This is a genomic window from Allosphingosinicella deserti, assembly GCF_003012735.1.
In the GTDB taxonomy this organism is placed as follows: domain Bacteria; phylum Pseudomonadota; class Alphaproteobacteria; order Sphingomonadales; family Sphingomonadaceae; genus Allosphingosinicella; species Allosphingosinicella deserti.
In genome coordinates this window covers 696,492-710,304 of sequence record NZ_PXYI01000002.1, presented here as the reverse complement: position 1 = coordinate 710,304, position 13,813 = coordinate 696,492, and the positions used below count along the sequence as shown (strand labels likewise).

Genomic DNA, 13,813 nt, shown 5'->3' with positions numbered 1-13,813 from the left:
GCGCCGTGCGGCGCAGAGCGGGGACAAGACATGAAGATCGAGCGGTATCTGTCGACGGCGTCGTTGATCGTGGCAGGAATTTCAACAGCGACTGCGGCCCAAGCGCAACCGCGGTCCTTCCAAATTCCCTCCCAGTCGGCGGCGACCGGAATACCCGAATTCGCACGCCAGGCCGGCATCCAGATCATCGCACCCGACGGGATGCGTGATCGAACGATCCCCGAGATTCGGGGCACGATGACGACGAGGCAAGGCATCGACAGGCTCGCCGGCGCCCTCGGCATGGAAGTTGCCCGCGACGACGGCAAGACCGTGGTGCTGCGCCCCTCCGCGACCGTGGCCGCCGTGGCCGCCGAGTCCGGCGCCGAGCCGGGCGCGCAGGAGGAGATCCTCGTCACGGCACAGCGCCGCCGCGAGCGAGGGCAAGACGTGCCGGTCTCGCTCACCGCTTTGGGGCGCGACGTGATCGAGCGGCAGCGGATCAACCAGTTGGAAGATCTGTCTCGCGTGACGCCCAACCTGCTGGTGTCCTCGTTCAGCCCGGGGCGGCCGATCCTGGCGATCCGCGGCGCAACCAACACGTTCAACCAGGTTGGCGTCGACAAGCCCGTCGGGGTGTTCGTCGACGACGTCTACATCCCGCGCAACAGCGCCGCGACGTTGGAGCTGTTCGGCATCGATTCGGTGCAGGTGCTCCGCGGCCCCCAAGGCACGCTGTTCGGCCGCAACGTCACCGGCGGGGCGATCGTGATCGACACGGGCCGGCCGAACTTCGAGACGCCCAGAGCGCGCCTGCGCGCCTCGTACGGCGAATATGACACCCGGGATCTGGACGTGCAGGCCGATCTGCCGCTCGCTGCCGGAGCCGCTTTCCGGGTGGCCGGCCTGCTGCGCCGCCATGACGGCTGGGGCCGTGACCGGCTGACCGGCCAGGAACTGGACGACCAGGACAGCAAAGCGGGTCGCGCGCAATTGCGGCTCCGGCTGGCCGAAGGCGCCGAACTGCTGCTCGGCGGCGACTATGCCTCGGATCGCAGCGGCGGCCGTGCGCTGTCTTCGATCGGGGTTGGCGACGATGGCAATTCCCGTACCGCCGAAGTGGGTGTGTGGCAGGCGTTCCGGCGCAAGCAGGGCGGCGCTTCCGCACGGCTCCTGCTCGACACGCCCATCGGCGAAGTCACCAGCATCACCGCCTGGCGCCGGTCGCGCTCGACCGACATCTTCTCCAACGTCGGCGCCAATTTCCGCTTTCTTCCAAGCTCGAGCCAACTGATTTCTGACGACCGCGATCGGGTGACCACCTTTTCGCAAGAGGTCCGCCTCGCCTCCCCAACATGGTCGCGCGGCAATTTTCTGATCGGCGCCTATTTCTTCGACGAGCATGCCGAGCGCACCCTGGGTACGATCGCTCGCGCTGCGCGCACCGGAGCGCTCGTCACCAACCAGTTGGCGGACCAGCAGGTCGACGGCCGGTCGCTGGCAATCTTCGCCGACGGCACCATCAATCTCACCCGGGGCCTCTCGCTGGCGCTCGGCGGTCGCTATACGTGGGATCGCAAGCGGGCCAGCCTTGATCGCATCGATCGGATCGTGCCGAGCGGCAACTTCCAGGCTTCGGATCTCACCGCGGACTGGGGCCGTTTCACCCCACGTGCGGTGCTCCGCTACGCACCGAAGCGCGAGCTCATGCTCTACGCGAGCTATTCGAAGGGCTATACTGCGGGCGGGTACAATACCGAGGCCGCTGTGCTGACCGCGCTCACGACTCCGTTCGAACCCGAGACCGTCGACAATTTCGAAGCCGGCTTTAAGAGCGAGTGGCTCGATCGGCACGTCCGCCTGAACGCTACGGCGTTCCGGATGGAATACCGCAACAAGCAGGAGCTGTTCTTCAACAACCAGACCCGCATTCTCAACATCAACAACGCCGGACGCGCGACGATCAAGGGGATCGAGGCAGAGCTGGCGATCAGCCCGGTTCCGGAAGTCACCCTCTCCGCCAATTACGGTCTGCTCGACACGCGTTATGACGAGTTCGTCATCCCCGGCGGCGCGGTCTACACCGGCAATCGGCTCGGCTCCGCACCCCATGATAAAGTGTCGCTCGCCCTCGACGTGGATGTGCCGGTCGGGCGCGCCCGCGTGTTCGGCAACCTGCTTTATTCTTTCACCGGGACGTACAATACGGGTGCGGCTGCGGACCCTGGCTTGGTCGTGAACGGCTACGACATCGTCAACGGCACGATCGGAGTCGGCCTCGGCGAGGGCGTTGAAGTCGCTGCGTTCGTCCGCAACCTGTTCAACACCGACTATGTCCTGATCCCGTCCACGCAAACGGTCCGCGCGGAATATCTCGGGGCGCCGCGAACCGCGGGTGCCAGCCTGACCCTGCGTTTCTGAGATGATCGGACGCAGGTCGTTTCTTGGTCAGGCCGCCGGAGCTGCAGCGACCGGACTGCTCGGCCGCGCCGCCAAGGACGAGGCGGTCCGGGCCGGCGGTACGCTTCCGCCATGGCAGCCCGGTTGGCTGGACATTCACCATCTCGCGACCGGGCGCGGCGATGCCACGGTCGTCGTCGCCCCGAACGGGTCGGTCGCGCTGATCGACGCGGGGGCCGTCGCCAGGCCGGATCCGGCCTTGGTCCCGGCACGGCCCAACGGCAGCCGTCCGGCGGGCGACTGGATCGGGCGCTACGTGGGCCGCCGCCTGCGCGAGACCGGCGGCACTTCACTTCACGCCACCATGGCCACCCATCTTCACCCCGATCACGTCGGCGGCGTGAATGGGCAGATGATCGAGAGGCCGGAAGGCTATCGCGCCACGGGAATTGGTGACGTTGCGGCGCATGTCCCTCTCGGCACGCTGCTCGATCCGGACTGGCCGGACTACGGACGTTCGCGGTTCGAAGATGTTGCCTCGGCCGAAAATTACGTGGCCTTTGCGCGCGCATTCGCGGCCGCGGGCGGCCGCATCGCGCGACTGCGCGCGGGAGCCACCGGCCAGCTGTTGGCCGATCACGACACGTTCTCGGCGCGTGTAGTGGCTTCGCGCGGCACCGTCTGGACCGGTCGCGGCGACGAGGCACGCGCGCTGTTCCCCGACTACGGATCCCTTCGATCCGACGAGGCTCCGAACGAAAATGCAGGCGCCTCCGCGCTGCTGCTGACATATGGCCCGTTTCGCTACTTCGCCGGCAGCGACCTGACCGACTGGGCCGACGCCGGTACGCGCCCATGGATGAACGCCCTGCTCCCCGCAGCCACGGCAAGCGGTCCGGTGCATGTCGCGACACTACCCCACCACGGCATGTTCGACGCATCCTCGGCCGCGACCGTTCGGGCGCTTGCCGCCCGCGACTGGATCTGCTCGGTCTGGCATGCCGCCCATCCGAGCATGGACGTGCTCGAAAGGGCGATGAACGCGCGGCTCTATCCTGGACCACGCGACGTCTACGCGACCGCGATCCACCCCGCGACGGATCTCGCGATGCACCGCCTGGTCGCCCGCTTGGCCAGTCGCGACGGACACATCCTTTGCCGGGTCAGCGACCGCGGCCGAGCGTATCGAATGATCGTCACCGACAATCGAGATGAGGAGGATCGAGTTCTCCTGGTGGGTCCATTGAGAGCATCGGCCACAATTCACCGGCATGCACGTTAGACGATCGCGGCGTCAGGGAAGGCAAGCGGCCAGCCCCCATGGTGCGGAGCCTGTTTCGCTGCTTGCGGCGGCGCTGGACTCAATGCTCGAACTTGAGATGGTCGGACCTCAGGCACTGCTATGCCGCCCGCGCTCCAATGCGGCGAACAGTCCAAGCGGCACCCTCGGAAACCCGGAGACTGCAGATCGGAGGCCACATGGAATGAGGTCGCGTGCCTGCACGGTCGAGGATATCGGCAATGGTCTCACGCTTGAACTGCAACGGTTCGAGGACGCTGAGCAGGGAGCACGAGCGCCAGGCAGGCTCGACAGGCACGGGCGAAGTTCATAGCTTCTCGCCATGACGGACGAGGAAGCAGGCGACGAGAGCGCACCGGGCTGGGAGGCGATCGATGCCGCACTCGCCCGCCTCTATCCCGGACAGGTGCCCAAGCATTTCGGGACCATCATAAAATGGATGCTCGGCGGGCCTGATCCGCTTGACGGGATCAGCGCCTGGAAACGGACCGCGCCCGTCCCCCACTGGCATTTTGTGAGTTATGGTCTGAGCGAGCTCTACCAAAAGGACAGTGAGGATCCTGAGGTCAGCGGCTGGGGGTTTGAGCTGACCTTTCGCCTGACCTGCGATGCGGCGGACGAAGAGCCTCCGGCCTGGGCGTTCAGCCTGCTGCAGAATCTGGCCCGCTACGTGTTCCAGTCGGGCAACCTGCTGCGCGACGGCGAATGGATGAACATCAACGGGCCGATAGCTTTGGAGACGGACACCCAGCTGCAGGCGCTCGCCTTCGTGGCGGATCCGGAGTTGCCGGCGATCGCCACACCCAACGGCAGGGTCGATTTCATTCAGATCGTCGGGCTTACGCTCGAGGAAATGGAGGCCGGCAAACAATGGCAGACGCGCGGCCTTCTCGACGCTCTGCTGCCGCACATGCCGCTGTGGACGACCGACCTTTCACGCGCATCGCTGCTGGAGCGGCCCGACGTTCGCGATTTGGTGGAAGCAGGCAAGGCGCGCGACGGCTCCGCGTTGGGGATGCTGTTCGTCCCTGCGCTTAGTTGGTCGACGCGCAAGCGGCTGCCTCAGTCGCCGGTCACGGCGATCCGGATGGGCGCCGGCCATGTCGAGGAACTGCTGGAATCGCTCTCGCTACGCTTGCCCTTCGGACGCGAGCTGTTCCTGGCGAGTTCCGGCGAAGCAATCACATTTGCGCCGGGCGAGCCAATGGCGTTGACGGAGGAAAACGGCCAGTTGCGCGTCACGCTCACTCCGGCTGCGCTGGACGCCTTGCGTGCCACGTTGCGGCCGGTGGTCGGCGAGTATCGGGTGCCCGGCCTGCCCGGGGTCGTCTGGGAAGTCGAGCAGACCAACATCCGGGATGCGGCCGGGAACATCGTCCGCACCATCGGCTGACTCGGCAAACGCATTGCTCATCCACTCCGTCGCCAAGCGTCGTGGTTCGCCCGTCCGCGACGAATGAGGTGGCCGTCGGTCGCCGGCCAAAGACGGTGTATCTGGTCGAGCCGGTCATCGTGCGACCTCGCCGGACACACCACACAAACCCTATCCCTCCCGCCGCCATTTGCCCTATCGGGCACGCGCCTTCACACCGATTTATCAAGGACATCGACGTGACCGACCCGGCTTCCCCCGACCGCCTGACCGAAGCCCGCGCGGCATTGGCCGAAGCGATGGCCCTGCACGAGCAGGGGGATCTGGAGGGCGCCGAAGCGGGCTATCGCCACGTGCTGGCACAGAATTACCGACCGACGGACGTGCTGCCTCTGCTGGCCGGCCTGCTCGGGCGCCTCTCGCGCCCCGAGGATGCGCTGGTCGCCTGGGACCAGGTTCTGGCGATCGAGCCCGATCATGCCGTGGCGCTGCACGAGCAGGGACTGACCCTGCACTGGCTCGGACGCACCGCCGAAGCGATGGCGATGCTCGAACGCGCCTGCGCGGTCGACCCGGACAATCCGGTCAAGATCGGCAACCTTGCCGTGGTTCTCGCCGATGCGGGCCGCAGTCTCGAAGCGCTTCAGCATTTCCGCCGCGCGCTCGCGTTGCAGCCCGACAGTCTCCACCTGCGCCATCAGGTCCGGCGGCTGGGATCGGCCTCGGTGCCCTTCTGGCACATCCCGATGATGAACGACGTGCCGCGCAACGATGCGTTCGAGGACGCGATCAAGGCGGCGATCGAAGTTGCAGGCCCCGCGGCGCGCGTGCTCGATATCGGCGCCGGCAGCGGCCTGCTGTCGCTGATGGCCGCGCGGGCCGGGGCACGACAGGTGGTGGCGTGCGAGATGGAGCCGATGATCGCCGAGATGGCGCAGCAGATCGTCGCCAGCAACGGCTATGCCGATCGCATTACCGTCCACGCCCGGCCTTCCACCGAGCTCGCCGTCGGCGCGGAGCTCGACGCGCCCGCGGACATCCTCGTCTCCGAAATCCTCTCGAGCGACCTGCTGACCGAGAAAGTGCTCGACACGTTCGAGGACGCCCATCGCCGCCTGCTCGCGCCCGATGCGATCGTCATCCCGCGCGCCGCCAGCGCGATGGGGTGTCTTGTGGCGAGCGACAACCTCGCGGACTACGCCTTCGTTGGCGACGTCTCGGGGTTCGATCTGTCCGCCTTCACCGCCTTCGCCCCGCAACGCCTGCCGATCCACGGCACGATGACCGCCTGGGAGCGCCTGTCGGACGATCTCGAACTGGTCCGCCTCGATCTCACGCAAAAGAAGCATGACGCCACGCTCGCACGCCTGAGCATACCCGTGACCGAGAGCGGCCGCGCGATCGGCATCGTGCAGTGGATGCACATCGATCTTTGGCCGGGCGTGACGTTCGACAACCACCCCGATCGCTACAGCGACGGCGGCTGGCTCCAGGTGCTGCACAGCTTCCCCGAGCCGATCGAGGTCGTGGCGGGCGAGACCGTCGATATCGCGGTCGGTCACGACCGGATCACGTTGATCCTGTTGCCGCTGGGCGAAGGCGCGTAGCCGGAGCGGTCGCTATTCAGCAGTGCGTGCCGCAAGCGTGCTCGGCGATGGCAGGGATTGACGGAGGCGCATGTTCCTGATATGTTCCAGCCATCCGTTTGCCGCGAACTCCCGCCTGGAGCCATCGCGGCGCGAGGGCACTTCCTCGGCCACAGGGCACGGCCCCTCCTTGAAGGCCGAGGATTGAACAAGAACAAGCCGCTCGCGGGCGGTCGCTCGCTCTGCGATCCGGGTCGGCCGCCTGCGTCCCGGATCGCAGGCGCGCGGGCATTCGAGTCGGCCGGAGGGCGCCGCCCGGACCCCTCGCACAAATCCCGCCAAACACGGAGCTCACCGCGGTGCGGGACCTGTTGATACAGGCAAAATACAGGCCGTCTGCTGCACCTTCCGCGTTGCCAGGGCGAGCCGCGGCGGCAAATCATGGATCTTATTCACGGTAACGGGGCATGTTGTCTATCCTGCCCCCCACACCGTCATCCCAGCGCAGGCTGGGATCTCAGGTCGGAAAGGGCGCCGTGCCTTTCACGCACGCCGTCACGTAGCTCGGAGAGGTCCCAGCTCCCGGGACCCCATCGAAGTCGTACTTCGATGGGGACCTATCGCTGGGATCACGGGGATGACGTGCCGCACCGCGGCAGCGTGAAAAGCCATCCTGCTCACGCTGAGCACCGTCCGCACACTCCCAGCAGCAATCCTGCCACGCCCGCCCGCGCCTGCCGCACCGCGGCCCTGTTAATACAGGCCAAATACAGGATATCTGGCGCAGCGCAGCGTCCGCCAGCCATCGCGCCGTGTCCTCTCGACAAGCCCCGCCGTGTTTTCTAGAGAGGAGACCGCGCGCGGGTGTAGCTCAATGGTAGAGCAGAAGCTTCCCAAGCTTACGACGAGGGTTCGATTCCCTTCACCCGCTCCAACCTAAACCATGCCGGGGGCATGGTTTAGGTTGGAGCGCACGAGCGCAAAGCGCGAGGGGCGGCCAACATGCCGGGGGCATGGTTTAGGTTGGAGCGCAAAGCGCGAGGGGCGACCCTCCATTCCAAGAAAGCATCTCTTCCATGCCGGGGCATGGTTTGAAGATGGAGCGCACGAGCCCGCACGCTCCACCACATCACTCCGGCGCCCGCGACCCATCGAGCAGCCCGATCGCATTGCCGAGCCTGCGCAGTGCCTTTTCAGCCACCTCTCCGCCAAGCACCGCCTTCGCCCGCGCCTCGAGCTCCAGGGCCCGTTCGAGGAACAGCGCGCGCGCCCGTGCCTCGAGCGGCCGGTAGGAGGAGTTGCGCGGCACGGCGAAGGTCATGCCGGCATTGACGCCGGGATGGTCCGGGCTTGCCGGCAGCCGTGCAAGCGCGACCGAGATCGACGCGCTCGCCTCCATCAGCTCCACCGACGCCCGCATCAGCAGGCGCTGTTCGTCGGCGTCGGCGATGCTGAAGGTCTGCGCGAGCACGCTCAGCATCGTGCCATAGATCGCATTGGCGAGATCGACATGGTGCGCGGCGTCGGGCGCGGTGATCCAGATCCGGGGACGGCCCTCGATCGGCTTGCGCATCACCGGATCGTGCGCCGCCGGCCAGGCCGGGCGGAAGTCCGGGTCCGCTTCGCGGATCTCCCTCCATTCGGTTCGGATCGCCTGGAAGCGCTCGAAGTGGCTATCGACCGCGCCACCGCCGGAGGAGCCCTCGCCTTCCTCCTTGATCTGCCGGATCGTCGCCAGCGCGCTCTCGAGGCCGGTCACGCGCGGGATGTTCGGCAGCTTGACCAGGGCCGAGTAAAGCTGGCCGCGGCCGGCCGGTTCGATCAGGGCGGCTTCGCCGAGCCGCTCGGCCAGGCTGGTGAAGCCCTGCGCGATCGAATCGTAGAGCATCCCGACGGTCGCATAATCCTCCGCCGACGGCGTGACCCCGCGGGCGGCAACCTCGCGTTCCTCGCCGCTGGCCTCGAACCCGTCCGCATCCTCGATGTCGGACTCTTCCGGACGCTCGAGAAAGATGAAATGATCGAGCGTGCGCTCGTCGAACGGCGTCAGGCGCACGACCACGTCCGCGGGATGATAGCCCGGCGCGACCGGGAAGTTCGGCCGATCGAAATGCGGCGCCCCGCCGATGGCGATCAGCAGATTGTTGACGCAGGCGAGGTGCGCCATCTCTTCCAGCGCGATCTTGAGGATGGTCTTGCGCCAGCGCTCGACCGCCTCCCCCTGGGCCTCGGTCAGCCCCGCCTCGCCGGCGCGCTTCATGCTGAACACGGCATAGAGATAGGAGCAAAGGAGATTGTGCTCGATCTCGGCAGCTTCGGTCAGAGTGTGGATGAGCTGCTCACGTGTCTCGATCATTCGGCCTCCTGGAGCATCGCGCCGAAACGTTGCTACCGGTTTTCGGCTTTAGCGATGTGATTACAAAGGCCTAGAGCAGCAAGCGAGATTTCGAAATCGCGTTTGCTGCTCTAGACGGTCGAACAGCAACGTGCCGCCGCGCCCAACGATCCGGCCCACCTGCAACAGGAGCCGAAGGGAACCCGGCACCGCCCCGATCCCAGAAATTAATTCGCGCCCGCACATCCAGACGCCTCCCGACCGGCATCCTTGGAGACGACACAGGAGCGATGCCGTGGAACATAGCAGGCAGATTCAGGGGCCGCTGGCCCTTCTCGAGCAGGACAAGGCGCGGCTGAGGCTGCTCTTCCTCGCCAAGCACGCCTGTTCGGGCGGGGTGCCGGACGGCGAGGACGGCACCCATGCGGTCTACCACCACGAAATGCTGACGACCCTGCGTGCGATCGGCCTCGACGTGACCCCCGCGACCGATTTCGACATCCTGCACGAGCGGCCGGACACCGACTTCGTCGTGCCGGTGCTCAACCGCGCCGGTTTCCTCAACAGCGAGATGCTCGCGCCTCTGCTGCTGCTCCGCCGCAGCGTGCCGGCGCTCGGCGCGATCCCGATCCTGCGCGGCCTTACCGACGACAAGCATCTGATGAAGATCGTCGCCCGCCACCTCGGCGTGCCGGTGACCGATTGGGTCGCCGTCCGCCGCGGACAGGGACAGGTGGCACCGCCGCCCTTCGCCTGGCAACGGCTGGTGGTGAAACCCAATGCCAGCTCCGCCTCGTGGGGCGTGCGGATCCTCGACACCTGGAGCGAGGCCAAGGCGCATGCCGAGACCATCCTCGCCGCCGGGCACGACGTCATCATCGAACCCTATGCGCCGCTGATCGACATCGCCGTGCCCGTGATCGGCGGGCGCGGCCCATGGCTGCTGCCGGCGACCGGCTATTTCCCCGATACGCCCGGCACGCTGCGCAGCTACGAAGAGAAACGCGGGCTCGTGCCGATCGACGACGACCCCCTCCGCACGATCGACGATCCCGAACTCGTCGCACGGCTGGAAGACCATACGAACAGCCTGATCGGGGAGCTGTGGCCGTTCGATTACGGCCGCTTCGAATATCGCTACGATCCGGCGACCGGCGACATCCGCTTCATGGAAGTGAACCTGTCGTGCAATCTGTGGTCGCGCAAGACCATCTCCCGCGCCGCCGCAGCGATCGGCCTCAACCATGCCGAGCTGGTCGAGACGATCGTCGCCCATTCGATGCTGCGCCAGGGCGTCGTCGGCCGGATCGTCCAGCGCCGTTAGCTCCGCCGCACATGCAAGCCGCACACAGAGACCAAAGGTGACGAACCGGTGCCGCAGAATCCGCTACCGCTTGCCGGCGCCTTCCTGCACATCGGAGCCGATGGGCATCCGGGGGATGCCGTGCAGTCGGGAGGCGGGTTGATGACTCAGGATCTCTTGCTCGCATTCATTGCGTGCGCTTTGTTCATCTTCGCCTTCCATGTGATGCGCGTGCGCCAGGACGGCCATCTCCACCGCACGCTGCAGGAAGCGATCCGCGCGAATTCGCCGATCGTCCCCGAATTGCTCACGCAGCTCAACGATCGGCCGCGCCGCCGCAGCCAGACCACCGGCCTGGTGCTCATCGCGATCGCCGGCGCGATCCTCGCCGCCGGTCTCGTCCAGGGCGGAACGGCGGAGATCCGGAGCGCCGCCGCGGCCGCCTTCTTCCCGGCGTTCATCGGGATCGTCGTCGTCTGGCGGTCGATCCTGAAGAGGTCGGGAGGCTGAGCTGGAGGAGGCCGGCGACGATGTCCTTGCGGCTGCGGCCAAAGCCGGCGACCGCGCTGCGTTCGCCGTCCTGGTTCGCCGCCACGAGCGGGTCGTGCGCGGCTTCCTGACCCGGCTCGCGCCGGATAGCGGCCATGCCGACGATCTCGCCCAGGAAAGCTTCCTCCGCGCCTGGACCAAAGCGGAGACCTATGCCGGCGACGGCCGCTATCGCGGGTGGCTGCTGAAGATCGCCTGGACCACCTTTCTGATGGATGCGCGGGCCCGCCGCCGCCGTCCGCCCGCTTATGCCGGCCAGGCGATCGCGCCCGAGCCGCACGCCGCCGCGGATGCCGAGGCGGAGGCGATCGTCGCCGACGCGATGAAGCGCCTGAAGCCGGAGGATCGCGCCGCGGTGACTTTGTGCCACGTGCTGGGCTACACCCATTCCGAAGCGGCGGCGATCCTCGATTTCCCGCTGGGAACGTTGAAGACCAGGGTCGCGCGCGGTACGGCGCTTCTGGTGACTTTGCTCGGCAACGGAGAAACACGATGACGCCCGAAGAGTCCGTCGCCGCCCTTGCCGCGCGCCTTGCCATCCCCGAGCGAGAGCGGGACGAGGCCTTTGCGCTCCAGGTCGAGCGCCGGATCGACATCGAGATGGCCGAACGCGCGGCCGCCGCCGCGCGCCGCGAGACCCTCTTCGTCGAGCTCGCCGCCGCAGCCGCCTTGCTGTTCGCCGGCCGGCAGCTGCTCGCCAGCGGAACCGATGCGGCGAGGGTGGTCCTGCCGCTGCTCGAGGCGGTCAGCGGCCCGGCGATGCTGATCGCGACCCTCGCCCTCTTGCTCGTCCTGCTCGCAGCCGATCTTCCGGGCCGAACCCGCCACGGTTAGGCGAGCGTTGCACACCTCGTACTCGGCCGCCGGCCGATAACGCCGCCTTAAGCTGGAGCCGCTATGCGAACAGGCTCGTTTGAGGTGAGAGGGCCTGTTCGTGCGCCACGCATTTGCCGCTGAATTCGCGTCGGCGCGCGCCGACGAGACGACCTCGCTTGCCGAGATCCTCGGGGCTTTCTCCTACGCGCTCGATCTGACCGAAGGTCAGCCCGCCGGCCATTCGCTGCGCGCCTGCTGGATTGCCAGTCGCATCGCCTCCGCCTTGCACCTTTCCAGCGAAGAGAGGCGGACCGTCTATTATGCGACACTGCTCAAGGATCTCGGCTGCAGCAGCAATGCGGCGCGGATTGCCGATCTGTATCTGGCCGACGACCGCCGCTTCAAGCACGACTTCAAGCTGGTGCCGGAGGGGCTCGGGCCGACCCTCAAATTCGTGTTCAGCCGCACCGGCTCCGGGCACCGGATCGGCGCCCGCGCAAAGGCGATCGCGCATATCCTCCGCGACGGCACCAACATCGCGCGCGACCTCATCCAGACGCGCTGCACCCGCGGCGCCGACATCGCCCGGCAGCTCCGCTTTCCGGAAGCGGTTGCGCAGGCGATCGCCGCTCGACGAACATTGGGACGGCGGCGGCAAGCCCCTGGGGCAGAGCCGCGAGTCGATCCCGCTGGCCGCGCGCCTGGCGCTGCTCGCCCAGATCGTCGATGTGTTCCAGGTCGCCGCCGGACCGGATGCCGCGATCGAGGAAGTGGAGGCACGGAGCGGAAGCTGGTTCGATCCGGCCCTGGTCCAGGCGTTTCGGACGCTGGCGCGGGATCCCGGCTTCTGGGAAGGGCTGCGCGATCCGGCGCTCGAACAACGGGTGCGCGACTTCGAGCCCGCCGAGCAGCGGATCGCGGTGGACGAGGCCTGGCTCGACGACATCGTCGCCGCCTTCGGCGCGGTGATCGATGCCAAGAGCCCCTATACGAGCGGCCATTCCTGCCGGGTCGGAACCTATGCGGAAGCGGTCGGGCGCCGCGTCGGTATCGCCGGGGCCGAGTTGCGCACGCTGCGCCGCGCCGCGGTGCTCCACGATGTCGGCAAGCTCGCGATCAGCAGCCGGATCCTCGAGAAACCGGGCAAGCTTGACGACCGCGAGTGGGTCGAGATGCGCAGCCACGCCGCACACACCGTCGACATTCTCGCGCGGATCGGGCCGCTGCGCGACATGGCCGCGATCGCCGGTGCGCATCACGAACGGCTCGACGGCCACGGCTATCCGCTCGGCCTCCACGACATGCTGATCGCGCGCGACTCGCGGATCATCACCGTGTGCGACTTCTACGATGCGCTGACCGCCGACCGGCCGTATCGCGCCGCGATGCCGAGCGACAAAGCGCTCGGCATCATCAAGGACGAAGTCGGCCGGGCGGTCGATCCCGCCTGCTTCTCCGCGCTGGAAGCGACGGTCGCCGCCGGCCTCAACGCCTGAGCCGCTGCCGCGCCGCGCGCTGCTCCCGGAACAATCTGCGCATTGGCCGCGTAGATCGACGAACAGGAGGAGTGGCAACATGATGCTGAAAAAGGCCGCTTTGGTGGGCTTGGTGGTGGCGATGGTCGGCGCCTGCGACGGGCCGCAGGAGCAAGCGGGCGAAAAGACCGACAATGCGTCGGGCGCGGTCGGCAGCGAGGACGCGATCGAAAGTGGCCCCGCGGAGACGATGGGCGAACGCAACGACGCCGCGCTCGACAGCGCCAACGACGCCCGCGAGGCCCAGGCAGACGCGCTCGAGGAGCAGGCCGATGCAGCGCGCGACGCCGCCGATCAGAAGGCGGAGGCGCTGGAGCAGCAGGCCGACAAGGCGCGCGGCCAATAAGGCCAGCCTCGCATGCCGCGCACCCTAATTGCTGGGGCGCACCGCCGGCGATGATGAAGGGCTGGATGGACCGGGTGTTCGCGCACGGCGCCGCTTACGCCTTTGCCAAGGGCGAAGATGACGGCCAAGCCCCGATCGGCCTGCTGCACGGCAAGAGCGCCCTGGTGCTCAACACCAGCAACACCTCGGCCGAACGCGAGGCCGGCGCGTTCGGCGATCCGCTGGAGCGGATCTGGCGCGATTGCCTGCTCGGCTATCGCGGCTTCGACCGGATCGATCGCCGCGTGTTCAG

The 13,813-nt window shown here is 67.3% G+C and carries 12 protein-coding genes, 1 tRNA gene and 1 pseudogene; 12 read left to right on the top strand and 2 right to left on the bottom strand.

The window, feature by feature from the left end:
* Nucleotides 1–30 precede the first annotated feature (30 nt).
* From C7I55_RS07625 to C7I55_RS07600, 5 genes are all read left to right on the top strand, one after another.
* Complete coding sequence (locus tag C7I55_RS07625; protein WP_106512265.1) at nt 31–2,400, top strand: TonB-dependent receptor; 2,370 nt, start codon at nt 31–33, stop codon at nt 2,398–2,400.
* A 1-nt stretch (nt 2,401) separates the two neighbouring features.
* Nucleotides 2,402–3,661, top strand: a complete 1,260-nt coding sequence (locus tag C7I55_RS07615; protein WP_158266322.1) for a ComEC/Rec2 family competence protein — start codon at nt 2,402–2,404, stop codon at nt 3,659–3,661.
* A 340-nt stretch (nt 3,662–4,001) separates the two neighbouring features.
* Entirely contained in the window at nt 4,002–5,072 is a 1,071-nt protein-coding gene (locus tag C7I55_RS07610; protein ID WP_106512262.1) for a suppressor of fused domain protein, read from the top strand.
* A gap of 218 nt (nt 5,073–5,290) precedes the next feature.
* Nucleotides 5,291–6,658 carry a 50S ribosomal protein L11 methyltransferase gene (locus C7I55_RS07605; RefSeq protein WP_106512261.1) on the top strand — a complete coding sequence of 456 codons (1,368 nt, stop codon included), beginning with the start codon at nt 5,291–5,293 and terminating at the stop codon, nt 6,656–6,658.
* Between the two features lie 839 nt (nt 6,659–7,497).
* Nucleotides 7,498–7,571 (top strand) — tRNA-Gly (locus C7I55_RS07600).
* 195 nt (nt 7,572–7,766) lie between these two features.
* Here C7I55_RS07600 and C7I55_RS07595 read toward each other — a convergent pair.
* Nucleotides 7,767–8,993, bottom strand: coding sequence for a ferritin-like domain-containing protein (locus C7I55_RS07595; RefSeq protein ID WP_106512260.1), 1,227 nt, complete (start codon nt 8,991–8,993; stop codon nt 7,767–7,769).
* Between the two features lie 274 nt (nt 8,994–9,267).
* Here C7I55_RS07595 and C7I55_RS07590 point away from each other — a divergent pair, with 274 nt between their 5' ends.
* The 4 genes from C7I55_RS07590 (at nt 9,268) to C7I55_RS07575 (ending at nt 11,658) form a co-directional block, all read left to right on the top strand.
* Nucleotides 9,268–10,296: a D-alanine--D-alanine ligase family protein gene (locus tag C7I55_RS07590; RefSeq protein WP_233222099.1), complete on the top strand. Its 1,029-nt coding sequence runs from the start codon at nt 9,268–9,270 to the stop codon at nt 10,294–10,296.
* Nucleotides 10,297–10,437: 141 nt separating this feature from the next.
* Nucleotides 10,438–10,785, top strand: coding sequence for a hypothetical protein (locus C7I55_RS07585; RefSeq protein WP_146150952.1), 348 nt, complete (start codon nt 10,438–10,440; stop codon nt 10,783–10,785).
* A gap of 1 nt (nt 10,786) precedes the next feature.
* Nucleotides 10,787–11,320, top strand: a complete 534-nt coding sequence (locus tag C7I55_RS07580; protein ID WP_106512258.1) for an RNA polymerase sigma factor — start codon at nt 10,787–10,789, stop codon at nt 11,318–11,320.
* Nucleotides 11,317–11,658: a hypothetical protein gene (locus tag C7I55_RS07575; protein ID WP_106512257.1), complete on the top strand. Its 342-nt coding sequence runs from the start codon at nt 11,317–11,319 to the stop codon at nt 11,656–11,658. The genes C7I55_RS07580 and C7I55_RS07575 overlap by 4 nt, the downstream gene beginning before the upstream one ends.
* Nucleotides 11,659–11,719: 61 nt before the next feature.
* Here the strand turns inward: C7I55_RS07575 and C7I55_RS28470 are convergent, their stop codons facing one another.
* A complete protein-coding gene (locus tag C7I55_RS28470) occupies nt 11,720–12,154 on the bottom strand; it encodes a hypothetical protein (protein WP_199192755.1) in 435 nt (144 codons plus the stop codon).
* A gap of 97 nt (nt 12,155–12,251) precedes the next feature.
* Between C7I55_RS28470 and C7I55_RS07570 the strand changes: the two genes are divergently transcribed.
* From C7I55_RS07570 to C7I55_RS29430, 3 genes and pseudogenes are all read left to right on the top strand, one after another.
* Entirely contained in the window at nt 12,252–13,136 is an 885-nt protein-coding gene (locus tag C7I55_RS07570) for an HD-GYP domain-containing protein (protein WP_199192754.1), read from the top strand.
* A gap of 79 nt (nt 13,137–13,215) precedes the next feature.
* A complete protein-coding gene (locus tag C7I55_RS07565) occupies nt 13,216–13,521 on the top strand; it encodes a hypothetical protein (RefSeq protein WP_106512256.1) in 306 nt (101 codons plus the stop codon).
* A pseudogene (locus tag C7I55_RS29430) lies at nt 13,518–13,787 on the top strand (NAD(P)H-dependent oxidoreductase); the annotation flags it as partial. The gene C7I55_RS07565 and the pseudogene C7I55_RS29430, both read left to right, overlap by 4 nt.
* Nucleotides 13,788–13,813: the final 26 nt, after the last annotated feature.